Below are 24,240 nucleotides of genomic sequence, written 5' to 3' on the forward strand. Positions count from 1 at the left end.
AAAGGTCTGCGTGTCGTCACACACTCACACTTCATGAATAGCCGGGTTACCCCGGCACGGGATTAATTTCCTGCTTCTTTTTTAACCTGGCTCACCGGTTTTACCCAGGGATTCTGAGCTCGTACTTCAGCAGGCAGTGATGCCACTGCGCGTTTCGCATCAGCGGTCGTATTATAGGAGCCACTAACCAGGACATACCAGGGTTGCCCGTTACGCGTTGTCTGATACACGTGATAGCCGCTCAGGTTCTGTTTTCTTGCCCATGCGTTTAACGTGTCAGATCGCGAGGCACTGCTCAGCTGTAACGTGTAGTTACCACCGGGTTTAGCCGCACTGGAAACGCTGGTCGGTGTTTGAGCTCGCGGTGCAGCACTATGGCTGGCGGTCGCGGAAGGCTTACTTTCCTTAACTACCGGCTTAGCCGCTGAAGGTTTGCTGTGTACGGCAGCAGGTTTATTCTGCGGCACGGCGTTTTGATGCGGAACATTGGCAGTTTTGGTCGCAGCAGGTTTGCTGCCGGAACCCCCAACAGTAGCCTGCCCGGTAGGTAACGAAGACGAACCGATCCCGGCCTGAGAAGCCGCATCAACTTGCCCCTGCTGATTGTTCAGGGCGTTGTTAAGGTCACCAGGCAGCTCAACGCGCTGTTGATTCTGTGGTGTCTGCAACGGTGCAGCTTCAGTCGGCGTCGATGAAATTTGCGGAGCGCTAAGTTCCTGTGGGGACGACGTTTGACCAGCGGCGTTCGGCTGGCTTTCAGAAGACGGCTGCCCAGCGGTCTGCCCGCTCATGGAAGACGTGCCGGAAAGATCGATATTCTTTTCACCGCCGGAGCTCCCACCAGAAGCAGGCTGGTTAGCCGTCTGGCCACCCGGCGCATCCGGGGTTTTCAACGCTGAACCAATACCCAGCACCAGGAGCAGCAGCACCAGAATACCCACGCCCATCATCATATGCTGACGTGAAACCGGGACTTTCGGTAGTGAAGACGTTTTGCGCGACCGCGGTGGTCGGCGGTCGCTGGTGTCAGGTTTCAACTCGTCTTCCGGTTTAAACTCGTCCATTTAGCCTCCTCCCATAGAGCGGTTACGCCGTTCACATCCTTTGAAAGGCGATAACTTCAGAATAGCAGCCATCAGGCCGATCTGATAATAACATTAAGAGTCAAGGCTTTTGGCAATCCTGAATGGATGCCAGCACCATATCATGCGGTACTCCGCTGCGCACTTCGGCTTTACCGATAGCGAGAGGCAACACCAGACGTAGTTTACCTGCCAACACTTTCTTATCACGCATCATATGTGGCAAATAGTCTTCAGCAGCCATACTTTCAGGGCCATTGACCGGCAATCCGGCGCGCTGTAACAGTGCGATAATACGGTCGGTATCCGCCGGGTCGAACTGCCCAAGACGTTCGGCATTTCGTGCCGCCATCACCATTCCGGCAGAGACTGCTTCACCGTGCAACCAATTACCATAGCCCATATGCGCTTCAATCGCGTGACCGTAGGTGTGGCCTAAATTCAGCAACGCCCGCAGCCCGTGTTCATGCTCATCGGCGGCGACCACTTCGGCTTTCAGCTCACAACAGCGGCGAATACAGTACGCCATTGCGCTGCCATCCAGAGCCAGTAGCGCATCCAGATTCTCTTCAAGCCAGCTGAAGAATTCGCCGTCAAGAATGATGCCATATTTGATCACTTCCGCCAGCCCGGAAGAGAGCTCACGTGACGGTAGCGTCTTCAGACAATCCAGATCAACCACCACTGCAGCGGGCTGATAAAACGCCCCAATCATATTCTTGCCCAGTGGATGGTTAACGGCGGTTTTACCGCCAACGGAAGAGTCTACCTGTGCCAACAGTGTGGTAGGGACCTGGATAAAACGCACGCCACGCTGATAGCTGGCTGCGGCAAATCCCGTCAGATCGCCAATAACACCACCACCCAGTGCGATGAGGGTCGTATCGCGGCCATGAGGTTTTTCTAACAGAGCGGTGAAGACTTGGTCCATAACGGCCAGACTTTTAAACTGTTCGCCATCGGGCAGGATCACCTGATCGACAACCACGCCAGCCCCTTCAAGGCGCTTGCGCATTGCATCAAGGTAAAGAGGGGCCAGCGTTTGGTTTGTCACCAGCATGGCCATATCGCCAGCCTTAAGCGGCCAAAAAGAAGCCGGATCTGCAAACAATCCGGCGGCGATAGTGATGGGGTAGCTACGTTCCCCAAGAGTAACGGTAATCCTCTCCATGACGCTGTATCACCTTTTCTGCTTTGCCCGCAGGCGAACAATCAGAGCATTAATCAGCTCTTTTCCAACATGTTGATAATTTGGTTAGCCACCACTTTCGCGCTCTGATCGTCAGTGCGAATTGTCACGTCGGCAATCTCCTCATACATTGGATTGCGTTCGCCAGCTAATGCTTCAAGCACTTCACGTGGTGGAGAATCAACCTGCAACAGCGGGCGCTTTTTGTCGCGCTGTGTCCGTGCCAGCTGTTTCTCGATAGTGGTTTCAAGATAAACGACTACACCGCGAGCAGAAAGACGATTGCGCGTTTCACGAGATTTGACGGAACCGCCACCTGTCGCCAGCACAATGCCCTGCTTTTCAGTGAGTTCATTAATAATTTTTTCTTCGCGATCGCGGAAGCCTTCTTCGCCTTCAACGTCGAAAACCCAGCCTACATCCGCTCCGGTACGTCGCTCAATTTCTTGATCGGAATCGAAAAATTCCATATTGAGTTGCTGAGCCAACTGACGCCCAATAGTGCTTTTGCCGGCACCCATAGGCCCAACCAGAAAGATATTGCGTTTCTCTGCCATTTTTTCGGTATTACTAAGACAATTCGTGGATGATACCCCGCCTAAACCAGACAGGACATGAACTGAAACCTCATGAGCTAAAGTGCGAGAGTCAGACGAAAAATTATCTCAACACTGAAGGGGTTTTGGCAACCGATTAAATTTACCTTGCTCATTGCACGCAGTAATCTGGCACGTTTCAGTCCGCTTCATTTATCAGCCGGATATGGTTGCATCGGCTACGCCGTTTGCGCGCGATAAAAAACGGTTAAAATGCATTCGCTACTTAAGGCCACAGGCCTGATATTCAAAATCGCTAAACCTTGTAAGCTAATTCAGCCCTTGCGTCAAACGCAACCGTAACCAATTCAGGAAAAAACATACTGCCTATGTTTTTTGTCGCAAAAATCCTTAATCACTTCGAATTAGCCGAGGTGTGATGAAGATCACTAATTCTCTCCTTTTCTGCTCCCGTACGCTGTGACGGAACAGCCCACCCAGCAACGGAATTTCCCCCAGTAGCGGAATCCGAGTCTGCCCGGTGGCACTCTGCTGCTGGAAAATCCCCCCCAGCGCCAGCGTCTGCCCGTCCTTTAGCGCCACCTGCGTATCGATTTCCTGCTTATCAATCGTCAGCACCTCGTTTTCACCGCTGCGCATGGTGCGGCCCGGCACATTCTGGCTGATGTGCAGCTTCAGTAAAATCCGGCCGTTACCCTGAACTACGGGCGTCACTTCCATCCCAAGCACCGCTTCCTTAAATTCCATGGTCGTTGAACCACTATTACCGGTAGCCACTTCGTAAGGGATCTCGGTTCCCTGCTTAATGCTGGCCGTTTGCTGATGGGAAGTGAACAACCGCGGACTGGCGATAATATCAGCCTGGTGTTCGCGTTCCAGCGCGCTTAATTCCAGATCCAGCAGCCGGCCATCCAGCTTCGCCAGGGTCAATCCCAGCATACCTGCAGGGCGCGTAACGCCAAGATCCACGCGAAGCTGGCTGGCGCGCAGCGCACCGGCGACCTGCTCTTCGCCATTCAGCCCCCAGTTCACCCCCAGCTCACGCAGGCTCTCCTCGCTGATAGTGACAATCTGCGCAGCAATCTCAACCTGTTCCAGCGGCACGTCCAGCTGCTGCAGCCAGCGGATGGTTTGATCCAGCGCCTTCTGGGTATCGCGAAGTAAAAGCGCATTGGTACGGGTATCTAAGGTCACGCTGCCACGTGCGGTCATCAGCCTGCTGCGCTCATTTTGCAGGCTGGTATTTAACGCAGCAGCATCGGCATATTTGAACATCACCGTCTTCGTATGCAGCGGGCTGTTCAGCTCTGCGGCTTCCCGCTCTGCCTCTGCACGCTGCTGTTTCTCCTGTTCACGCTCTTCCGGGAACACCAGCATCACGTTGCCTTCCCGTTCAATACTGAGCCTGCCCATTTTCATCACCAGCTCCAGTGCCTGCTGCCATGGAACATCGTGCAGCCGCAGCGTCAGCGAACCGTCTACTTCAGGAGCCACCATCAGGTTCAGCTGCTGGTACTCTGCCAGAGCCTGTAATACCTGGCCTATCGGTGCATCTTCAAATGCCAGAGAGATGGGCGCTGCGCCTCTGCACAACCCGCTAACCAGAATCAGCCCCCACGCGATTTTCCTTAACAAGATGTTCTCCTTTAAATGTCAGCTTCTGCGGTGGATGGCAGGCCTCTTCATCTGTCAGGGTGATGCCTCGCAGATCGATATGCTTAACCTGCCACCCCGCACCGGCAGGCCAATCGTTAACGCTGACGTGCAACCGCTTTCCTGAAAGAGAGATCAGCCAGCCCTCAAAGCGATCTGGCCGCCCGATAATGCCCTGAAGCCGCCACGGCACCGAAACCGCATTGCCTGCCGGGCAACGCCCCGCACCGGCGGGTAAAAACGGGTCCCTTGCCCCGACATCCATCGCCAGAAGTAAAAACAGCAGTGCGCTAAATTTCATAATGAAGTTGAATCAGCAAATGTAACCGTGGAGATTGCCCCTGTAGCGTCATCAAAGGGATCGTTACCGCCGGTCTCAACGTCATCAGATAGCCGAGAAGATCGGTAAACTGCTGCCAGCGAAGAGAAATCGACAGTTCACCGCCGCGTTCATTCGGTTGCCAGTGTTCAAGCTCCCCGCCGCAGGCTGCCAGCAGTGCAGGTAAAGAGAAATGGTGGTTATCTTCCACAGCAGCCTGCGCACCCAGCAGTTCAATCTGTTGTTCCAGCGTTGAAAGCGGCGGCAGACGGCGCAGTACCGCAATTCGCTGCTGATAGCGAGATACAGACTCGTCAGCCTGTTTGTCCAGCTGGTGCGATTTTTGCCAGGCCGGGTATAGCCAGAACTGCCACATCAGCAGTGCCATCAGTGCCCCCACGCCGATAACGCTGAACATGCGAAGCCGGATATCCGCTTCCAGCCACCCCGCCAGCCAGCGATTACTCATTGTTCCCATCCTTGTTACCCAGCGTGAGTTGCATGCTGAAACTCACATCGGCAGACGGCTCACGACGAAGAGCGCCAAGCTTTACGGACGGTATTTCCTGTTGCTGATGCAGCCGGTCGCGAAAATGATGAAGTTCGGCGATGCTGCGGCTGAACCCCTTAAGTGAAACGCTCTGCTGGTGCTTCTTCAGGCCGCTCAGCCAGATATTCGGCGGGATTTCCGCACTCAGCCGCTGGATAAACGCCGACCATCGGGAAAGATCCTGCCGCTGTAACATTTGCTGTCGTTGTAACTCTCTCAGCTGATCGAGCCGCTTTTGCGCCGCCAGAGTACGATTGTGCAGAGCAGCAACATCCTGCTGTACGGCAGGCCATAAGCTGAGCAGCTCCGCTCGCTGATGATTAAGCCGCTGCTGCCAGTATCCGTTTTGCATACCGAGGAGAATCAGCGCCAGCATCAGCGCTCCCGACAGCCGCCATTTCTGCCACTGCTGCCGCTGTCGGCGGTCTCGCCAGGGCATCAGATTAATACAGACCATCAGCGATCCTCTGGGCGCATTGCCAGCCCTGCTGCAATGGTATAAGCCCCACCGCAGACCGGCAGCGGCGGCTGAAGGAATTGCAAGGCGGCAAAGGGGGAAAGCGCCATGGTCCCTTGCGGCGGCGCATCATCCAGCGCAGAGCTGTACCAAACCGCGCTCTGCGGCGGCAGGTAACGCTGCTGCAGTGCAGAAAAATCCGCAATATCTTCCCGCGGGCACCATCCCCAGGGGCGCTCAGCATGCTGTGGTGAATACCACAGCCAGTGGTCACTCAGCCGATGAACCAGCGAAGCATCGGGTGCCAGCATCAGTGCCCGGGCCAGCACGGAGAGCGCCGATGGCGTCAGGTCAATCACATCAGGAATCAGCCCAACCTGCTGCAGGCAGTCCAGCCAGCCCTGTAGCGCTTCCCGGCGGGTTGCGGTTAACGTCAGCTGGTTTTCGCCCCCGTCGCTCAGACGAAAATCCAGCGCCAGTGCTTCCGGTTCAATCGGGAAAAAACGCTTTGCCGCCGCGTGAATATAGTCACTACGCGCGGCTTCACGCAGGTGTGTAGCGGGCAGGCTCAGCTGCCGCTGCATCACCAGCTGGGGCGGGAATCCTACGCGCAGCGCAATCCTTGATGGCAGCAGCCTGCGCCAGCGCTGCAAAATGGAGATGAGGATCTCTGGCCGTTGCACCAGGCCATTTCTTAACGTATCTTGCGGCAACGTATGCTGCCACCAGTGGCGCAGCTGCCAGCCGTTGCGGCGGCGCTGGATAGCGATGGCGCAGAGCTGCCCGTTTTGTATATCCAACCCGACCTGCCATGTCTGAAAAGCCATTGACGAAATCTCCTTATCGTCAGTTACAAAAGGACGTATCCAAGGTACTGGCTTGCCTTTATACTACCGCGCGATTGTTTATAAACTGCCCAATCGACTCTTAATGGGAAATATCAGGTGAAGTTCGTAAAGTATTTATTGATCCTTGCAGTGTGTTGCATCTTGCTGGGAGCCGGCTCGATCTATGGTTTATACAAATACATAGAGCCGCAGCTTCCTGACGTTGCCACGCTGAAAGATGTGCGTCTGCAGACGCCAATGCAGGTCTACAGTGCCGATAACGAGCTTATCGCGCAGTACGGCGAAAAACGCCGTATCCCGCTGACCCTGCAACAAATCCCCCCAACGATGGTGAAGGCGTTTATCGCCACCGAAGATAGCCGTTTTTATGAGCATCACGGTGTCGACCCGATCGGTATTTTCCGTGCTGCCAGCATCGCGCTGGTATCCGGTCATGCCTCACAGGGTGCCAGTACCATTACTCAGCAGCTGGCGCGTAACTTTTTCCTCAGCCCGGAAAAAACCCTGCTGCGCAAAATCAAAGAGGTCTTTCTTGCCGTTCGCATCGAACAGATGATGAGCAAAGATGAGATCCTTGAGCTTTACCTGAACAAAATCTACCTCGGCTATCGCGCATACGGCGTGGGTGCTGCGGCTCAGGTTTACTTCGGTAAAAATATCGATCAGCTGTCCCTGAGTGAAATGGCGATGATTGCCGGTCTGCCAAAAGCACCGTCAACCTTCAACCCGCTTTACTCCCATGAACGTGCCGTGCAGCGCCGTAATACCGTGCTGGCACGTATGCTGGACCAGCATTACATCACCCAGTCGCAGTATGACGAGGCCCGCAATACCCCGCTGGTGGCAAACTATCACGCGCCGGAAATTGCTTTCTCTGCCCCGTATCTGACCGAAATGGTGCGCCAGGAGATGGTGAAACAGTACGGTGAAGATGCCTATAACGACGGCTACAAGGTCTATACCACCGTCACCCGCAAGCTGCAGCTGGCGGCGCAAAAGTCAGTTCAGGATAACGTGCTGGCTTACGATATGCGCCACGGCTATCGCGGCCCGGCCAGCGAACTGTGGAAAGCCGGTGAACCGGCCTGGGGCAAAACGGAAATTCTGAAAACGCTGAAGTCCCTGCCGGTATACGGCCCGCTGTTCCCGGCGGTCGTCACGCAGAGCAACAGCGATTCCGCAACGGTGCAGATGCGCGACGGCAGCACCACGGATCTGAATCTGGATGCCGTACGTTGGGCACGTCCGTTCAAGTCCGATACGTTGCAGGGTGCAACCCCACGTGCCGTGAATCAGGTCCTGCAGCCGGGCCAGCAGATTTGGGTTCGCCAGGCGGACAACGGCTGGATGCTGTCGCAGGTGCCTGACGTTAACTCATCGCTGGTCTCACTCGATCCCCATGACGGTTCGGTGCGGGCGCTGGTCGGTGGATTTGATTTCACCCTGAGCAAGTTCAACCGCGCCACCCAGGCACTGCGCCAGGTGGGCTCGAACATCAAACCGTTCCTCTATACGGCCGCGATGGATCGCGGGCTGACGCTGGCGTCGATCCTGAATGACCTGCCGATTTCCCGCTGGGATGCCGGTGCCGGTGCCGACTGGCGTCCCAAGAACTCACCCAACACCTACGCTGGCCCGATTCGTCTGCGTCAGGGGCTGGGCGAGTCGAAAAACGTGGTGATGGTTCGTGCCATGCGCGCGATGGGCGTTGACTATGCGGCAGAATACCTACAGCGCTTTGGTTTCCCGTCGCAAAACATTGTCCATACCGAGTCACTGGCGCTGGGTTCCGCATCCTTCACGCCGTTACAAATGGTGCGCGGCTATTCGGTAATGGCCAACGGCGGCTTCCTGGTTGACCCTTACTTCATCACTCGTATTGAAAATGAAGCGGGCGATAAGGTGTTTGAAGCAAAACCAAAAGTAGCCTGCCCGGAGTGCAATCTGCCGGTTATCTACGGTGAAACGCAAAAAGCCGTCGCACTGAGCGAAGACAGCGTGGAAAACGTCGCGGTTTCGCAGGAAGGGAAAACCGATGCCGTACCGCAGCCTCAGCTGGAACAGGTAACACAGCAGCAGGTTCAGCAGGACGGCGAGCAGCAGTACGCACCGCACGTCATCAATACCCCGCTGTCGTTCCTGATCAAGAGCGCACTGAACTCAAACATCTTTGGTGAACCGGGTTGGATGGGGACCGGCTGGCGTGCCGGGCGCGATCTGAAGCGTAACGACATCGGCGGAAAAACCGGGACCACCAACAGTTCGAAGGATGCCTGGTTCTCTGGCTACGGTCCGGGCGTTGTAACGTCGGTATGGATAGGTTTTGACGATCATCGCCGCGATCTGGGTCGTACGACGGCTTCCGGAGCCATTAAAGATCAGATTTCCGGCTATGAAGGCGGAGCGAAGAGTGCCCAACCGGCCTGGGATGAGTATATGCAGTCAGCGCTGGATGGCGTACCGGTACAGCCGCTTACGCCACCGGAAGGTATCGTGTCGGTGACCATCGATCGCAGCACCGGCAAGCTGGCCAATGGCGGAGGCAACACTCGCCAGGAGTACTTTATCGACGGTACTCAGCCGACTGAATACTCGGTACATGATGTGGGCACCACGCTGATGGATAATGGCGAAACCCACGAACTGTTCTGACAGATATTAACGCCTTAAAACGAAGAAGCCGGATTAATCCGGCTTCTTTTTTTTGGTCAGAACAGAGAGCAGATCGCTGGCGGTCAGTAGCTGAGCCTTCCCTGCCTCACCAGCCATTCACGCACAAGGAACAGCGCACTGACGTTACGTGCTTCACGAAAATCCGGCTCATCCAGTAAAGCCAGCAGGTTATCCAGCGGCCAGCGCAGCTGCGGCAGCGGCTCCGGTTCATCCCCTTCCAGCTTTTCCGGATAAAGGCCCTCGGCCACTACAATATTCATCTTGCTGGAGAAATAGGAGGGAGCCATGGTGAGCTTACCCAGTGTTTCAAGCTGCTGCGCCCCGAAACCGGCTTCTTCTTTCAGCTCGCGATTTGCTGCCTCAAACGGCGTTTCACCCGGATCAATCAGCCCTTTGGGGAAACCCAGTTCATAACTTTCCAGGCCAACGGCATACTCCTGAATCAGGATCAGATGATCGTCAATAATCGGTACAATCATCACCGCTTCGCGGTCGGAGGGACGCATCCGCTCATATACCCGGCGGGCCCCGTTACTGAAGACCAGATCCACGGCTTCAACGGTAAACAACCGCGAGCGGGCAACGGCCTCAACATTGAGGATTTCAGGTTTCTGTAATTGTCTGGTCATAAGGGCCCCAGGAATAAGCCGAAGATTAAACGTCATCGCCCGCACAAGGCAGAACGCTGACCATATTTACACTATTGTGCGGTAGCCGCATCAGGATGCCAATCATCGCACGGATCATTTTGCTTATTTATAACAAATCATTGTTAATATGAGGAAAATCTTTTAATAAAAGTCAATCTTAGCGGTGGGAAATAGGATTATACCGATTCTTAATACTGCAAATGCCTGGTAAGATTTAGGCAAGGAAAGGCATGCTATTATTTTATCATTATGATTTTAATAACTATTTATAATTTCAACGCGGATTGTCAGCACAATCTGAGCCCACCGTCATTGGTTTAGATATGACCGAAGCCGTTCGCCAGAACCGTAACAGGAGCACCGTGGCAGGAATGAGGGAAGCATGGGCACACTAGTTAGCATATTGCTTGCCATACTGGCCTGCTCAATTGTAGCGGGTTGTGTATTTTGGTATGCACTACGCCGTCGCTCACCGCTGGCTAAGCCTCTACCATTCTTAAGCCCGCCCCAACGTAAGCTGAGCGACGAAGAACGCGCGGCCGTTGAGCGCTACCTGTCATCTCTGGCCCGCAGCCGTTCCACCGTCTTACCTACCGGAGCCAGCAGTGCGCAGGAACAGCTGGTGCTGACCTCACAAAGTAATAACGTCTATCCCGTCACGCGTGCCATAACACGCTACGGGCTCTCCACGGACGAACCGCATAAGTGGCGCTACTATCTTGATTCGGTCGAAGTTCACCTCCCGCCGCAGTGGGAACAGTACATTACCGACGAAAACTACGTCGAGCTGATCAAAACGCAGACCATCCCACTGGTGATCTCGTTGAACGGGCACCAGCTGACTCAGTACAACTGGGATATGCCCGTTTTAGCACCCGCGCTGCGAACAACGACGCCGAATGCCTCCATCCGCAAGGCGGAAAGCGAACAAATTGAACTGCTCAGCGTCCGTAAAGAAAGCCCGGAAGAGCATGCGCTCAGCCGCCCGGAAGGTACGCGCGAGGCGCTGGTGATTGGCACCGCGCTGCTGCTGTTCTTCTTCAGCCTTATCAGCCCAATCATGCTGACACCGTGGCTGGTACTGGCCGGGATAACCATGATACTGGTGAGCGGATGGTTCCTTTACCGTCGCCCTGCCGACAGCGACCTGCGGGAAATACACTGCCTGAGGGGCGCGCCAAAGCGCTGGGGACTGTTCGGTGAATCAAACCAGGGGCAGGCGAGCAATATCTCTTTAGGCAGTATTGATCTGATTTATCCCACGCACTGGCAGGACTATCTGGCCCAGGATCTGGGGCAAACGACTGAAATTGATATCTACCTTAACCGTCATGTTGTGCGTCAGGGGCGCTTTTTGTCGTTACAGGATGAGGTGCGTAATTTCCCTATACAGCGCTGGCGAAAAAACCTCGTGCTTGCCGGCTGTTCACTGGTGGTGATGGTGCTGTTGATTGCCCTTATCCCTTTGAGTATGCCGCTGAAGCTCAGCATGGCCTGGATCAAAGGTACAGACAGCTTACAGGTTACCCGGATTGCCGATCTGGAGAAAACAACGCTGCACATTGGTGACAGTCTGAAGGTTCAGGGGACAGGTATGTGTTCCATCCCTGCGGCCTACCAGGGCAATCGTAGCTACGCTTTCATGCCGTTTGATTGTTCTGCACTCTACTGGAATAACGCTCCGGCCCTGCCTCTGCCGCAGTCGGATATTATCGATAAGGCAGCGGCACTGCTGGATACCACTCGCCAGCAGCTCCATCCGCAGACTAACACCGACCCCAAGCTGAATCCGCAGTTGGCCACGGCAATTCAGAAATCCGGGATGATCCTGCTGGATGATTTTTCCGATATCGTGCTGAAAACTCAGGACCTGTGCAGCCAAAAGCTGGATTGCGTACGGTTGAAAAACGCGCTGGTTAACCTCGGTAATGCCAAAGACTGGACCACGCTGGTGCGCCGTGCCAATTCCGGGGCACTGAGCGGTATGAACGTCCTGCTGCGCCCGGTCAGCGCCGAGGCGCTGGAAAATCTGGTGAATACCGCCACATCAACGTTTTTCTATCGCGAAACGCGCCGCGCCGCGGAGATGCTCAACAGCCCGCCACCGGGAGGTTTTTTAATCTATAGCGATGAAGGCCGTTCTCTGGTCAGCCACCCGGCACCGTCCGTGTCACTGTTTGATTACAACGCTCCCGACCAGTGGCCGGAGTTGCAGCGGCTGGCCGGTATGCTGCTGCAAACGCCGTTTACCGCCAACGGCATCGTCACCAATATCTCAACGGATGCCAATGGCACCCGGCATATTGCTCTTCACAGCGAACCGAATTCAGTGACTCTCTGGCGCTATCTTGGCACCAGCCTGCTGCTGCTGATCCTGGCGGCAATGGTGACGATCAATCTGCTGTTAGCGCTACGCAGGATGAACCGCAATCGCATTCGCCTGCAGGAGATCCAGCGTTATTACGATACCTGTCTTAATCATACCCTGAGTAACATCCGCTCCGTGCGGCCAATGTTTTGACCCGCGCATCTGTGCTATTTTTAAGGCTGTTTATGACCAGCCTCAACGCTTACCAATCTGCAGCTTGAAAGTAACGGGGTTGGCCCATACATAAGGGGCTTCCCGACAGGAGCAGCGATGAAAGAAAAACCCACAGAAGGGGTCAGACTCGATAAATGGCTCTGGGCTGCGCGTTTTTACAAAACCCGCGCCGTCGCGCGTGAAATGATCGAAGGTGGCAAAGTCCATTACAACGGTCAGCGCAGCAAACCCAGCAAACTGGTAGAAGTGGCCGCTGAGCTGACCCTGCGCCAGGGTAACGATGAACGTACGGTTGTTATTCAGGCAGTTAGCGACAAGCGAGGCCCCGCAACGGAAGCGCAGCTGCTGTACCGCGAAACGGAACAGAGCATTGAAAAACGGGAAAAAGTGGCACTGGCGCGAAAAATGAACGCGCTCACCATGCCGCATCCTGACCGGCGACCGGATAAAAAAGAGCGCCGTGACCTGATGAAATTTAAAAATTCTGGCGACGAGTAATCCGCCATTAAGAGAGAAATAATATGTCCCAGCAAGACCAAATGCACCGTTACCTGTTTGAAAACCACGCCGTGCGTGGCGAGCTGGTCACCGCTTCCCAAACCTGGCGCGATATCATCGACGGCCACGATTATCCGCAGCCGGTGCAGCAGCTCCTCGGCGAACTGCTGGTAGCGACCAGCCTGCTGACCGCAACGCTGAAATTTGACGGCGATATTACCGTTCAATTACAGGGTGACGGTCCGCTGAATCTGGCAGTGATCAACGGGAATAATCAACAGGAAATGCGCGGCGTAGCCCGCACTCAGGGCGAGATCGCTGAAGGCAGCAGCCTGAAAGAGATGGTCGGTAACGGCTACCTGGTGATTACCATTTCTCCGAAAGAAGGCGAACGCTATCAGGGTGTGGTTGGCCTGGAAGGCGATACGCTTGCTGCCTGCCTGGAAGACTACTTCATGCGTTCTGAGCAGCTGCCAACACGACTGTTTATTCGCACCGGCGAGCACAATGGTTTAGCGGGTACAGCAGGTATCCTGCTACAGGTACTGCCAGCTCAGGATGCAAGTCTTGATGACTTTAACCACCTCACCACCCTGACCGAAACTATCAAAACCGAAGAGCTGCTTGGCCTGCCGGCCAACGAGGTGCTGTGGCGTCTGTATCACGAAGAAGAGGTGACCGTTTACGATCCGCAAAGCGTGGTCTTCAAATGCTCCTGCTCCCGTGAACGCTGTGGTGAAGTGCTGCTCTCCCTGGCGCAGGATGAAGTGAATCAGATTCTGGAAGAAGATGGCCAGATTGATATGCACTGTGACTACTGCGGCAGCCATTATGTTTATGATTCTGTAGATATTGCGGCAATTCGCAATGGTTCAGCGGGCGAGGCGGAACAGGTTCATTGATTCTCCGCAATGGATAATAATCCATTGAAATATAAAGGAGCAGCTACGTTAGCTGCTCTTTTTTTTGGCTTTTTTACCTCGTTACATCCAATTTTAAAGTCAACTTCGAGGCAATCTGCACCGGGACTACAACGGGTTATAAATCCGCTTCCGCTGTATTGGTGATGCAATGGCAATAAGTCAATCTACTCACCCGATGTTGTCGTTTCCCGTCATCCACTGTCGTAGAAAAGTGAACTGCGCTGACATCGCAGAAAAGACTTTTTCATCGAAACTTACCACTCCTTAAATCCGCATAAATACTCTTTTAATGCGTTATGTTACGGTACTTTTCAGTGTTTTATGCTCCTCCTCTCATTTCTGTCTTCCGCTCCTTTCCCTCCCAGGCGAGAGGAGTAAACTGCGCGCGATCGTGATGGCTCCCCTCTCCCGCATCAGGAACCTGCGGGTTATCACGGTGAAGCAATCGAAATACCCTTACACTTTGCTGTAGTAAAAAACCGAGATAAGGAGCAGTAATATGCGCACTAACGACCTGACCGGCCTGGACCTCGTCGCTTATGGCATCACTGATACGGTTGAGGTGGTTCATAATCCAGATTATGACACGCTGTTTAAGGAAGAGACCCAACCCGGTTTAACCGGCTTTGAGCTCGGTATCGTCACTCAGTCGGGTGCCATTGCCGTGGATACCGGAATTTTTACCGGCCGTTCGCCGAAAGATAAGTATCTGGTCCGCGATGAGACTACCCGCAGCACGCTGTGGTGGAGTGATGAAGGGAAAGGAAAAAATGATAACCACCCGCTTTCACAGGAAACCTGGCAAGCGCTGAAAACTCTGGTTTCACGCCAGCTTTCCGGCAAGCGGCTGTTCGTGGTGGATACCTGGTGCGGTGCCAACCCGGATACCCGCCTGAGCGTGCGCTTTATTACCGAAGTCGCCTGGCAGGCTCACTTCGTCAAAAATATGTTTATCCGCCCGGATGCAGCAGGCCTGGCTCACTTTAAGCCTGATTTTGTGGTGATGAACGGGGCCAAATGCACCAATCCTGACTGGCAGCAACAGGGGCTGAACTCGGAAAATTTTGTTGCCTTTAACCTGACCGAAAAAATGCAGTTGATTGGCGGGACATGGTACGGCGGCGAAATGAAGAAAGGCCTGTTTGCCATCATGAACTATCTGCTGCCGCTAAAGGGTATTGCCTCAATGCACTGCTCGGCCAACGTCGGTGAAAAAGGTGATGTTGCGGTGTTCTTCGGCCTGTCCGGCACCGGGAAAACCACGCTCTCCACCGATCCGCAGCGCAGGCTGATTGGCGATGATGAACACGGCTGGGATGATGATGGCATATTTAACTTCGAAGGGGGCTGCTACGCGAAGACCATCAAGCTCTCCGAGCAGGCTGAACCAGAGATCTATCATGCTATCCGCCGCGACGCGCTGCTGGAAAACGTCGTCGTGCGTGCTGACGGTTCGGTTGACTATGACGATGGCAGTAAGACGGAAAACACCCGCGTTTCTTATCCGATTTATCATATCGATAATATCGCCAAGCCCGTTTCAAAAGCGGGCCATGCGAAAAAAGTGATATTCCTCACCGCTGATGCCTTTGGTGTGTTGCCGCCGGTATCACGTCTTACGGCCGATCAAACCCAGTACCACTTCCTTTCCGGCTTTACGGCTAAGCTGGCCGGCACCGAGCGCGGTATTACCGAACCCACGCCAACCTTCTCTGCCTGCTTCGGGGCAGCCTTCCTGACGCTGCATCCCACCCAATATGCTGAGGTGCTGGTAAAAAGAATGGAAGCCGCCGGAGCGCAGGCGTGGCTGGTCAATACCGGCTGGAACGGCAGCGGTAAACGTATTTCGCTGAAGGACGCACGGGCGATTATCAATACGATTCTGAGCGGTGAGATTGATAAAGCCGATACCGTCACGCTGCCCGTCTTTAATCTGGAAATCCCGCTGTCGCTGCCGGGCGTCGATGCCAGTCTGCTGGACCCTCGCCACTCGTGGGGCGGCGAAGCAGAGTGGCAAGCGAAGGCACGCGACCTGGCGCAGCGGTTTATCGACAACTTCGATAAATTTACCGACACTAAAGCCGGTGCAGCGCTGGTGAAAGCGGGACCGAAGCTGTAAAAAAGCAAAAAAATGGACCGCATGGCGGTCCATTTTCTACTCATCAGCTACGATGCTGTGGCAGGCCACCCGCACCGGGTGCAAGAAACTCAGGTAGGGGAAGCCAGGCACGAACCGACAAGCCGCCTTTTTCACTTTTACCAATCTCCAGTCCACCCTGGTGGGCATCAATAATGCGCTGCACTATCGCCAACCCCAACCCGGTTCCGCTGGTACTACGGGCGCTGTCACCCCGTACGAAAGGCTGGAACAAATGCTGAAGCTGATCGGGTTCAATACCCGGACCATCGTCCTCAATCTGGAACCAGGCACGCTGGAGTTCGCGACCTGAACTGACTTTAATCCAGCCGTTACCATACCGCGCAGCGTTGACCACCAGGTTAGCTACCGCACGTTTGATCGCCAGCGGGTTGATATCGACCATCAGTTCGACCGGCATCACCGAGCTTTCAATCTCTCTTTCGTAGCCACTTTCTGCCGCAATGACTTCACCCAACACGCCGTTAAGATCGGCGTATTCAAACTGCATTTCCTGCCCGGTGCGCAGATAGTCAATAAACTGTTCGATAATCGCATTACACTCTTCGATATCTTTGTTGATCGACTCGGCCAGATAGCCATCCTGCTCCGACATCATCTCCGTTGCCAGACGAATACGCGTCAGCGGCGTGCGCAGGTCGTGGCTGACACCGGCCATCAGCAGCGTACGATCGTCAGCCAGCTGCTTGACCCCTGCGGCCATCTGATTAAATGCACGCGTGACCGAACGGACTTCAGAAGCACCGTATTCACGCAGCGGTGGCGGGATCACGCCTTTACCCACCTGCAGGGCGGCATGCTCCAGCTCGACGAGGGGTCGGTTTTGTATTCGTATAAACAGCCATGCGCCGCCTATCGCCAGTAACATGATCGCCAGCGTATAGCGGAACAGCGGAGAGAAGTCTCCCTGATGGATTTCGGTCAGCGGCACACGCACCCAAATATCCGGAGACAGCCAGGTTTTCAGCCAGACAACCGGGGAATTCTTGTTAACTTCAACGCGCACATCGGTCGGGCCGCCCAGCTGCTGCGCCATCTGCTGGCTAAGGAACTCGTAATGCTGCGCCCAGCGTAATCCGCTCTCTTCCGCCGCCGCATTGGTGTACAGCGAAATGCCCAGCTCGCGATAAATCTCACGACGGAACGCAGGCGGGACTTCCAGCTGCGTGCCATCCTCAAGCTGCAACCTGTCGGTCATCAGCATGCGCACTTCGTAAGCCAGCACCTTATTAAACTGCTGCAGGCTCGGCAAAATGGCAAAGTTCAGAACGACCAGATAGGTCGTTACCAGGCTGACGAACAGCAGGGTAACGATCAATAACAGGGTTCGGGCAAATGAACTGCGGGGTGAGAAGCGGATTCGCCTCATGCTTTACTGCCGTCCGGCACGAATACGTAACCCAGGCCCCAAACGGTCTGGATGTAACGCGGGTGCGCAGGATCTTCCTCCACCATACGGCGCAGGCGTGAAATCTGCACGTCGATAGAACGCTCCATCGCGCTGTACTCGCGGCCACGGGCCAGGTTCATCAGTTTGTCGCGTGAAAGCGGCTCACGTGGATGGCTAACCAGTGCCTTCAGCACCGCAAACTCACCGCTGGTCAGCGGCATGGGTTCATCTTCACGGAACATTTCGCGGGTGCCGAGGTTCAGCTTAAACTTACCGAAGGCGATAACCGCTTCTTCCTGAGATGGCGCACCCGGCAGCTCGTTAGCCTGACGGCGTAACACTGCACGAATACGGGCCAGCAGCTCACGTGGGTTAAACGGTTTCGGAATATAGTCATCGGCACCGATTTCCAGGCCAACGATACGATCCACTTCTTCCCCTTTCGCCGTCACCATAATAATCGGCATCGGGTTGCTCTGACTGCGCAGACGGCGGCAGATAGATAATCCATCTTCACCAGGTAGCATCAGGTCCAGCACCATCAGGTGGAAGGATTCCCGGGTCAGCAAGCGATCCATCTGCTCGGCATTCGCCACGCTACGTACCTGGAAACCCTGCTCGGTTAAATAACGCTCCAGCAACGCACGCAAACGCATGTCGTCATCTACTACCAGAATTTTGTAGTTCTCTTGCATTTCGATACTCCCAAGGCGCTATTGCCTGAAGCTGATATTTTCAAAAAATAAGCCTGAATGTAACAGCCAATAATGGTTTATATTGTAGCTGAAATTGTTACAAAGCATATTAAACAGTAGGTTATCCTTAAAATTCTTCGTTAAACGCGCTACCGATCACGTACGTAAATAAAAAATTCTTAGCGCAAACAGCGGCTAAAGCGATAAATCCGTGAAGCTTTATCGAAACCGTTTCATCCGTGCAGATTTACATTATTTGCCTCAAGAGCCTGTCTTCTTTTTATTCGCTGCCCCAACCGTTGAGCCTGATGGATTGATGTAAGGGGTCACTCCTGTGGGTTGCATCCCCGCCTCATCTCATCACAAAATAGCGTTTTCTCTGGTTACGGCATGGGTTAACGATGAAAACCAAACTGATCACCCGCGGCGGCTACAACCTGCTGAAGCAGGAACTGGACTACCTGTGGCGTGAAGAACGCCCGGAAGTGACAAAAAAAGTGACCTGGGCTGCCAGCCTCGGCGACCGCAGCGAAAACGCCGACTACCAGTACAATAAAAAGCGCCTGCGTGAGATCGACCGCCGGGTGCGCTATCTGACCAAATGCCTGGAGCAGCTGCGTATTGTCGATTATTCACCGCAGCAGGATGGCAAAGTGTTTTTCGGCGCGTGGGTTGAGGTGGAAAACGACGACGGCGACATCAAACGCTTTCGCATCGTCGGCTATGACGAAATCTTCGGGCGCAACGACTATATTTCTATCGACTCGCCGATGGCCCGTGCGCTGCTGAAAAAAGAAGTGGGCGATGCCGCCACCGTGCATACCCCGGTAGGTGACGCTCTCTGGTACGTGAACGATATCAGCTATATAGAAGAGTCCTAATTACGCGGCGATAACCGGTTGCATCACGATTACACCGCCTCAGGGTTGGCATTTTTCGCCTGCAATCCGTATAACTGTCCCCTATTTCTTAAGCCAAAAAAGTATCCCAATGATGAAAGATTCGCTGAGCCGCATTATTGCAGATGAACTCAAGGCCAGAGCAGAACAGGTAGAAGCCGCTGTTCGCCTGCTGGACGAAGGCAATACCGTTCCGTTTATTGCCCGCTATCGTAAGGAAGTGACCGGAGGGCTGGACGATACCCAGCTGCGTACGCTGGAGACGCGCCTCGGGTATCTGCGCGAACTGGAAGATCGCCGCCAGTCGATTCTGAAATCCATTGATGATCAGGGCAAGCTGAGCAACGAACTTGCCGCCGCCATTAACGGCACGATGAGCAAAACCGAGCTGGAAGATCTCTACCTCCCCTATAAACCGAAGCGCCGCACCCGTGGGCAGATCGCCATTGAAGCCGGGCTGGAGCCATTGGCCGATACGCTGTGGCAGGACCCGTCGCAGGACCCAGAACAGCGGGCTGCGGGCTTTGTCGATGCCGATAAAGGCGTCGCAGATGTGAAAGCCGCCCTCGACGGCGCGCGCTATATTCTGATGGAACGGTTTGCCGAAGACGCGTCGCTGCTGGCGAAAGTGCGTGACTACCTGTGGAAAAACGCCCACCTGGTATCCCGCGTCATTGAAGGTAAAGAGGACGAAGGTGCCAAGTTCCGCGACTACTTCGACCATCATGAAGCGCTGGCCACCGTGCCTTCACACCGCGCGCTGGCGATGTTTCGCGGCCGCAACGAAGGTATTTTGCAGCTGTCGCTGAATGCCGATCCCCAGTTTGATGAACCGCCGCGTGAAAGCCACGGCGAGCAGATCGTCACCGATCATCTCGGCCTGCGCCTCAACAACGCGCCTGCCGATGCATGGCGTAAAGCCGTGGTCAGCTGGACCTGGCGCATCAAAGTCCTGCTGCACCTGGAAACGGAGCTGATGGGCACGGTACGCGAGCGCGCGGAAGATGAAGCAATTAACGTCTTTGCCCGTAACCTGCACGACCTGCTGATGGCAGCACCGGCGGGCATGCGCGCCACCATGGGCCTTGACCCGGGCCTGCGTACCGGGGTGAAAGTGGCCGTGGTTGACGCCACCGGCAAGCTGGTTGCTACGGATACCATTTACCCACACACCGGGCAAATCGCCAAAGCGGCTTCCGCCGTTGCCGCGCTGTGTGCGAAACACCATGTGGAGCTGACCGCTATCGGTAACGGAACCGCCTCCCGCGAGACCGAGCGCTTCTACCTGGATGTACAAAAACAGTTCCCGCAGGTACAGGGCCAGAAAGTGATCGTCAGCGAGGCCGGTGCATCCGTTTACTCGGCTTCCGAGCTGGCAGCACAGGAATTCCCCGATCTGGATGTATCGATTCGCGGCGCGGTCTCCATTGCCCGCCGCCTGCAGGACCCGCTCTCCGAGCTGGTGAAAATCGACCCGAAATCCATCGGCGTCGGTCAGTACCAGCACGACGTCAGCCAGAGCCAGCTGGCGAAAAAGCTGGATGCCGTGGTGGAAGACTGTGTTAACGGCGTCGGCGTGGATCTCAACACCGCCTCAGTACCACTGCTGACCCGCGTGGCGGGACTGAGCAAAATGATTGCCCAGAACATTGTCAGCTGGCGCGATGAAAACGGCCGCTTCCAGAACCGCCAGCAGCTGCTGAAAGTCAGCCGTCTGGGGCCGAAAGCGTTTGAGCAATGCGCCGGCTTCCTGCGCATCAGCCAGGGGGATAACCCGCTGGACGCCTCTACCGTTCACCCGGAAGCCTATCCGGTCGTTGAACGTATCCTGGCATCAACCGGGCAGTCGCTGGGCGATCTGATGGGTAACCCCAGCGAACTACGCAACCTGAAAGCGGTGGATTTCACCGATGAGCGTTTCGGCGTGCCTACGGTCAGCGACATCATCAAAGAGCTGGAAAAACCAGGCCGCGACCCGCGCCCTGAGTTCAAAACCGCTCAGTTTGCTGAAGGCGTGGACACCCTGAACGATCTGCTGCCGGGCATGGTACTGGAAGGCTCCGTTACCAATGTCACCAACTTTGGTGCCTTCGTTGATATCGGCGTACATCAGGACGGGCTGGTGCATATCTCCTCGCTGTCGGATAAGTTTGTCGACGACCCGCACAAAGTGGTGAAAGCCGGGGATATTGTCAAAGTGAAGGTCATGGAAGTGGATTTGCAGCGCAAACGCATCGCCCTGACCATGCGTCTTGACGAACAGCCGGGGGAAACCAACGCCCGTCGCGGCGGCGGCAACACTAACAGCAACGCCAATAACCGGGACAACGCCCGCCCGGCGAAAAGCACTAAACGCCCTGCCGCACAGCCTGCGGGTAACAGCGCAATGGGCGATGCGCTGGCTGCCGCATTCGGTAAAAAACGCTAACAGCTCCACGGGCGGATCGGCCGATCCGCCCTCTTTGCTACGATCTGCTGCCACTTGCAGTGCCAACATTGCGCCATATCAATACCAGCGATAATCACTCTCATTAAAATTTGCATCGGTTGATTATCACTCATTTTTATCCATGTGGCGGGCACAGGCATGCAACTGATACCAAAACAGCGTTATCGCATTCTTCGTTTTTCTCCCGAGGTCAGCCCGGTATTTCGACAGAAACTGATGGCCCTGGGCTTGCTACCCGGTTCCACATTTCAGCTGGTTCGCATCGCGCCGCTCGGCGATCCATTACAAATAAAAACATCGCGAATCAGCCTGATGCTACGTAAGAAAGATCTCGCCCTGCTTCAGCTCGAAAGCCTGGCCGCCGCCGGGGCAGAAATATGAAATCCTGTACTATCGCACTCACCGGTAACCCAAATGTGGGTAAAACCACCCTTTTTAATCAGTTGACCGGATCGCGGCAGCGGGTTGGTAACTGGGCGGGCGTCACCGTTGAGCGCAAAGAGGGGTTGTTCAGTACCCCACAGAATCAGGTGCGGCTGGTGGATCTTCCCGGTACCTATTCGCTGACGACGCTGTCCACGCAGGCGTCGCTGGACGAGCAAATAGCCTGCCATTATCTGCTTGGCGGGGAAGCAGACCTGGTGATTAATGTGGTGGATGCCAGCAATCTGGCGCGCAATCTGTATCTCACCACCCAGCTGCTGGAAATGGGGCAGCCGTGCATCGTTGCGCTGAATATGCTGGATATCGCCGATCGTCAGCAGATCAATATTGATAGCGACGCGCTCTCGCTGGCGCTGGGTTGCCCGGTCGTACCGCTGATCTCTACCCGAGGTCAGGGTATTGATGCACTTAAACAGGCTATCGATCGTCACGATCGCAGCGCACCCAATCCGATCGTCGACTATCCACAGACGCTACAGGACGCGATCGCTAAGCTTGCGGATGCTCAGCCCGAAGCAATACCGAAAAAACAACAACGCTGGCTGGCGCTGCAAATGCTGGAGGGTGATATCTGGAGCCGGCAGCAGGCAGGAGAAGCGACCGCACTGCTGGCGGATCTTCTCCTTAAGATCGATGATGATGCCGCACAGGCTATCGCCAGCAGCCGTTACCAGAGAATCGATGAACTCTGCCTGGGTGCGATGGTTCACGGTACCACTGGCATCAGTTTTTCACAGCGGCTCGACCAGCTGGTCATGAACCGCTGGCTGGGGCTACCGATATTTTTCCTGGTGATGTATCTGATGTTCTTTCTGGCGATCAACCTGGGCGGCGCGCTACAGCCGCTGTTCGATCTCGGCTCCGCCGCTATTTTTATTCAGGGTACTCAGTGGCTGGGGATCACTTTGCATTTTCCGGACTGGTTGACGCTGTTCCTCGCTCAGGGAGTCGGCGGCGGGATCAATACGGTGATGCCGCTGGTGCCGCAGATCGGCATGATGTTTCTGTTCCTGTCGCTGCTGGAAGACTCCGGCTATATGGCGCGTGCCGCCTTCGTCATGGATCGCCTGATGCAGGCGCTGGGGCTACCCGGTAAATCCTTTGTGCCGTTGATTGTCGGCTTTGGTTGTAACGTTCCTTCCGTAATGGGAGCCCGCACGCTCGATGCACCGCGCGAACGCTTAATGACCGTCCTGATGGCGCCGTTTATCTCCTGCGGTGCGCGTCTGGCAATTTTCGCCGTTTTTGCGGCGGCTTTCTTTGGTCAACACGGTGCACTCATTGTCTTCAGCCTTTATGTGTTGGGTATTGTGGTTGCTATCCTGACCGGACTGGTGCTGAAACATACGCTGATGCGCGGTACCGCCAGCCCGTTTGTCATGGAACTACCGGTCTGGCACATTCCCCACCTGAAAAGCCTGCTGCTACAGAGCTGGCAGCGTTTGCGCGGATTTGTACTGCGCGCTGGCAAAGTGATTGTGCTGGTCAGTATGCTGATTGGTGCGCTGAATAGTTTTTCGTTAAGCGGAAAACCCGTCAGCGATTTGAATCAGTCCGCCCTTGCCAGCGTTAGCCGCACGCTGACACCGCTGCTTGCCCCTATCGGCGTGACGGACGATAACTGGCAGGCGACCGTCGGCCTGTTAACCGGTGCCATGGCAAAAGAAGTCGTGGTCGGTACACTGAATACGCTGTATACCGCAGAAGCCATCCAACAGCAGCCTTTTGATGCGGAGCAGTTCAGCCTGATCGATCAGCTGCGAGAGGCCGTTGACGAAACCTGGCAAGGCATCAAAGACGCATTCAGTCTCAGCGTGCTTTCTAACCCGATAGAAGCCAGCAAAGGTGACGCTGAAATGGCCGGCGGTGCAATGGGGACCATGCACAGTAAATTCGTCAGCGATGCTGCGGCTTACAGCTATCTGATTTTTGTTTTGCTGTACGTTCCCTGCGTATCGGTGATGGGGGCAATCGCTCGTGAAAGCAGCAACCGCTGGATGCTGTTTTCCATTTTCTGGGGCTTAGATCTCGCCTGGTCGCTGGCCGCGATGTTTTATCAGCTAGCCTGCTTCCAGCAGCATCCGGGGAGCAGCAGCCTGATTATCGCTATCGTCGTGCTGGTCAATATTGTGGTGCTGGCGCTGCTGCGCAGGATCAAGCTTAAACCGACGCTGATCCCGGTTAAAAATATGACTCACGCCTGCAAAGGCTGCGAGCAAAGTAAAAACTGCCACTAATATTCTGCGGCGGGAAGGACAGAAGAA

Annotated in this window: 20 protein-coding genes; 9 read left to right on the forward strand and 11 right to left on the reverse strand. The window is 55.0% G+C overall.

Annotation, left to right across the window (positions count from 1 at the left end; all coding sequences use genetic code 11):
• Nucleotides 1-62: 62 nt before the first annotated feature.
• The 8 genes from IBT46_RS17760 to pilM form a co-directional block, all read right to left on the reverse strand.
• Complete coding sequence (locus tag IBT46_RS17760) at nucleotides 63-1,064, reverse strand: SPOR domain-containing protein (protein WP_200546732.1); 1,002 nt, start codon at nucleotides 1,062-1,064, stop codon at nucleotides 63-65.
• Nucleotides 1,065-1,164: 100 nt separating this feature from the next.
• Nucleotides 1,165-2,253, reverse strand: a complete 1,089-nt coding sequence (gene aroB, locus IBT46_RS17765; protein WP_200546733.1) for a 3-dehydroquinate synthase — start codon at nucleotides 2,251-2,253, stop codon at nucleotides 1,165-1,167.
• A 53-nt stretch (nucleotides 2,254-2,306) separates the two neighbouring features.
• Nucleotides 2,307-2,828: a shikimate kinase AroK gene (gene aroK / locus IBT46_RS17770; protein ID WP_105594039.1), complete on the reverse strand. Its 522-nt coding sequence runs from the start codon at nucleotides 2,826-2,828 to the stop codon at nucleotides 2,307-2,309.
• Between the two features lie 390 nt (nucleotides 2,829-3,218).
• A complete protein-coding gene (gene hofQ, locus IBT46_RS17775; protein ID WP_200546734.1) occupies nucleotides 3,219-4,463 on the reverse strand; it encodes a DNA uptake porin HofQ in 1,245 nt (414 codons plus the stop codon).
• Complete coding sequence (locus IBT46_RS17780) at nucleotides 4,426-4,782, reverse strand: HofP DNA utilization family protein (protein ID WP_200546735.1); 357 nt, start codon at nucleotides 4,780-4,782, stop codon at nucleotides 4,426-4,428. The genes hofQ and IBT46_RS17780 overlap by 38 nt, the downstream gene beginning before the upstream one ends.
• Nucleotides 4,772-5,269, reverse strand: a complete 498-nt coding sequence (locus IBT46_RS17785) for a hypothetical protein (RefSeq protein WP_200546736.1) — start codon at nucleotides 5,267-5,269, stop codon at nucleotides 4,772-4,774. Before IBT46_RS17785 ends, IBT46_RS17780 begins: the two co-directional genes overlap by 11 nt.
• Nucleotides 5,262-5,807: a PilN domain-containing protein gene (locus IBT46_RS17790; protein ID WP_200546737.1), complete on the reverse strand. Its 546-nt coding sequence runs from the start codon at nucleotides 5,805-5,807 to the stop codon at nucleotides 5,262-5,264. Before IBT46_RS17790 ends, IBT46_RS17785 begins: the two co-directional genes overlap by 8 nt.
• The gene (gene pilM / locus IBT46_RS17795) at nucleotides 5,807-6,634 is read right to left on the reverse strand and encodes a type IV pilus biogenesis protein PilM (RefSeq protein ID WP_200546738.1); all 828 of its coding nucleotides are present in this window, start codon (nucleotides 6,632-6,634) and stop codon (nucleotides 5,807-5,809) included. Before pilM ends, IBT46_RS17790 begins: the two co-directional genes overlap by 1 nt.
• Nucleotides 6,635-6,751: 117 nt before the next feature.
• Between pilM and mrcA the strand changes: the two genes are divergently transcribed.
• On the forward strand, nucleotides 6,752-9,307 hold the full coding sequence (gene mrcA / locus IBT46_RS17800; RefSeq protein WP_200546739.1) for a peptidoglycan glycosyltransferase/peptidoglycan DD-transpeptidase MrcA: 2,556 nt from the start codon (nucleotides 6,752-6,754) through the stop codon (nucleotides 9,305-9,307).
• Between the two features lie 83 nt (nucleotides 9,308-9,390).
• Here mrcA and nudE read toward each other — a convergent pair whose 3' ends face one another.
• Complete coding sequence (nudE, locus tag IBT46_RS17805) at nucleotides 9,391-9,957, reverse strand: ADP compounds hydrolase NudE (protein WP_200546740.1); 567 nt, start codon at nucleotides 9,955-9,957, stop codon at nucleotides 9,391-9,393.
• A 403-nt stretch (nucleotides 9,958-10,360) separates the two neighbouring features.
• On the opposite strand from nudE, the gene IBT46_RS17810 reads away from it, so the two are divergent.
• The 4 genes from IBT46_RS17810 (at nucleotide 10,361) to pckA (ending at nucleotide 16,060) form a co-directional block, all read left to right on the forward strand.
• A complete protein-coding gene (locus IBT46_RS17810) occupies nucleotides 10,361-12,499 on the forward strand; it encodes an intracellular growth attenuator family protein (protein WP_200546741.1) in 2,139 nt (712 codons plus the stop codon).
• 117 nt (nucleotides 12,500-12,616) lie between these two features.
• Entirely contained in the window at nucleotides 12,617-13,018 is a 402-nt protein-coding gene (gene hslR / locus IBT46_RS17815) for a ribosome-associated heat shock protein Hsp15 (protein WP_105594048.1), read from the forward strand.
• A gap of 23 nt (nucleotides 13,019-13,041) precedes the next feature.
• The gene (gene hslO, locus IBT46_RS17820) at nucleotides 13,042-13,920 is read left to right on the forward strand and encodes an Hsp33 family molecular chaperone HslO (protein ID WP_105594049.1); all 879 of its coding nucleotides are present in this window, start codon (nucleotides 13,042-13,044) and stop codon (nucleotides 13,918-13,920) included.
• 520 nt (nucleotides 13,921-14,440) lie between these two features.
• Nucleotides 14,441-16,060: a phosphoenolpyruvate carboxykinase (ATP) gene (gene pckA / locus IBT46_RS17825; RefSeq protein WP_200546742.1), complete on the forward strand. Its 1,620-nt coding sequence runs from the start codon at nucleotides 14,441-14,443 to the stop codon at nucleotides 16,058-16,060.
• A 43-nt stretch (nucleotides 16,061-16,103) separates the two neighbouring features.
• Here pckA and envZ read toward each other — a convergent pair whose 3' ends face one another.
• Both envZ and ompR read right to left on the reverse strand, forming a co-directional pair.
• On the reverse strand, nucleotides 16,104-17,468 hold the full coding sequence (gene envZ / locus IBT46_RS17830; protein ID WP_200546743.1) for a two-component system sensor histidine kinase EnvZ: 1,365 nt from the start codon (nucleotides 17,466-17,468) through the stop codon (nucleotides 16,104-16,106).
• Nucleotides 17,465-18,184 carry a two-component system response regulator OmpR gene (gene ompR, locus IBT46_RS17835; protein WP_001157751.1) on the reverse strand — a complete coding sequence of 240 codons (720 nt, stop codon included), beginning with the start codon at nucleotides 18,182-18,184 and terminating at the stop codon, nucleotides 17,465-17,467. Before ompR ends, envZ begins: the two co-directional genes overlap by 4 nt.
• Before the next feature lie 401 nt (nucleotides 18,185-18,585).
• Between ompR and greB the strand changes: the two genes are divergently transcribed.
• The 4 genes from greB (at nucleotide 18,586) to feoB (ending at nucleotide 24,213) form a co-directional block, all read left to right on the forward strand.
• Nucleotides 18,586-19,065, forward strand: coding sequence for a transcription elongation factor GreB (gene greB / locus IBT46_RS17840; protein ID WP_105594056.1), 480 nt, complete (start codon nucleotides 18,586-18,588; stop codon nucleotides 19,063-19,065).
• Nucleotides 19,066-19,174: 109 nt separating this feature from the next.
• Nucleotides 19,175-21,511, forward strand: coding sequence for a Tex family protein (locus IBT46_RS17845; RefSeq protein ID WP_200546744.1), 2,337 nt, complete (start codon nucleotides 19,175-19,177; stop codon nucleotides 21,509-21,511).
• Between the two features lie 159 nt (nucleotides 21,512-21,670).
• Complete coding sequence (feoA, locus tag IBT46_RS17850; protein ID WP_200546745.1) at nucleotides 21,671-21,913, forward strand: ferrous iron transporter A; 243 nt, start codon at nucleotides 21,671-21,673, stop codon at nucleotides 21,911-21,913.
• The gene (feoB, locus tag IBT46_RS17855; protein WP_200546746.1) at nucleotides 21,910-24,213 is read left to right on the forward strand and encodes a Fe(2+) transporter permease subunit FeoB; all 2,304 of its coding nucleotides are present in this window, start codon (nucleotides 21,910-21,912) and stop codon (nucleotides 24,211-24,213) included. Before feoA ends, feoB begins: the two co-directional genes overlap by 4 nt.
• Nucleotides 24,214-24,240: the final 27 nt, after the last annotated feature.

This window comes from Erwinia sp. S38, from assembly GCF_016624545.1.
Lineage (GTDB): Bacteria > Pseudomonadota > Gammaproteobacteria > Enterobacterales > Enterobacteriaceae > Erwinia > Erwinia coffeiphila.

What these genes read in the sequence shown, in the direction of transcription:
- IBT46_RS17810 (WP_200546741.1), top strand. Translation starts at nt 10,361, where the DNA reads ATGGGCACACTAGTTAGCATATTGCTTGCCATACTGGCCTGCTCAATT.
- hslO (WP_105594049.1), top strand. Translation starts at nt 13,042, where the DNA reads ATGTCCCAGCAAGACCAAATGCACCGTTACCTGTTTGAAAACCACGCC.
- aroB (WP_200546733.1), bottom strand. Translation starts at nt 2,253, where the DNA reads ATGGAGAGGATTACCGTTACTCTTGGGGAACGTAGCTACCCCATCACT.
- pckA (WP_200546742.1), top strand. Translation starts at nt 14,441, where the DNA reads ATGCGCACTAACGACCTGACCGGCCTGGACCTCGTCGCTTATGGCATC.
- feoA (WP_200546745.1), top strand. Translation starts at nt 21,671, where the DNA reads ATGCAACTGATACCAAAACAGCGTTATCGCATTCTTCGTTTTTCTCCC.
- IBT46_RS17760 (WP_200546732.1), bottom strand. Translation starts at nt 1,064, where the DNA reads ATGGACGAGTTTAAACCGGAAGACGAGTTGAAACCTGACACCAGCGAC.
- pilM (WP_200546738.1), bottom strand. Translation starts at nt 6,634, where the DNA reads ATGGCTTTTCAGACATGGCAGGTCGGGTTGGATATACAAAACGGGCAG.
- IBT46_RS17790 (WP_200546737.1), bottom strand. Translation starts at nt 5,807, where the DNA reads ATGGTCTGTATTAATCTGATGCCCTGGCGAGACCGCCGACAGCGGCAG.
- envZ (WP_200546743.1), bottom strand. Translation starts at nt 17,468, where the DNA reads ATGAGGCGAATCCGCTTCTCACCCCGCAGTTCATTTGCCCGAACCCTG.
- IBT46_RS17845 (WP_200546744.1), top strand. Translation starts at nt 19,175, where the DNA reads ATGATGAAAGATTCGCTGAGCCGCATTATTGCAGATGAACTCAAGGCC.
- aroK (WP_105594039.1), bottom strand. Translation starts at nt 2,828, where the DNA reads ATGGCAGAGAAACGCAATATCTTTCTGGTTGGGCCTATGGGTGCCGGC.
- feoB (WP_200546746.1), top strand. Translation starts at nt 21,910, where the DNA reads ATGAAATCCTGTACTATCGCACTCACCGGTAACCCAAATGTGGGTAAA.
- hslR (WP_105594048.1), top strand. Translation starts at nt 12,617, where the DNA reads ATGAAAGAAAAACCCACAGAAGGGGTCAGACTCGATAAATGGCTCTGG.
- IBT46_RS17780 (WP_200546735.1), bottom strand. Translation starts at nt 4,782, where the DNA reads ATGAAATTTAGCGCACTGCTGTTTTTACTTCTGGCGATGGATGTCGGG.
- nudE (WP_200546740.1), bottom strand. Translation starts at nt 9,957, where the DNA reads ATGACCAGACAATTACAGAAACCTGAAATCCTCAATGTTGAGGCCGTT.
- greB (WP_105594056.1), top strand. Translation starts at nt 18,586, where the DNA reads ATGAAAACCAAACTGATCACCCGCGGCGGCTACAACCTGCTGAAGCAG.
- ompR (WP_001157751.1), bottom strand. Translation starts at nt 18,184, where the DNA reads ATGCAAGAGAACTACAAAATTCTGGTAGTAGATGACGACATGCGTTTG.
- IBT46_RS17785 (WP_200546736.1), bottom strand. Translation starts at nt 5,269, where the DNA reads ATGAGTAATCGCTGGCTGGCGGGGTGGCTGGAAGCGGATATCCGGCTT.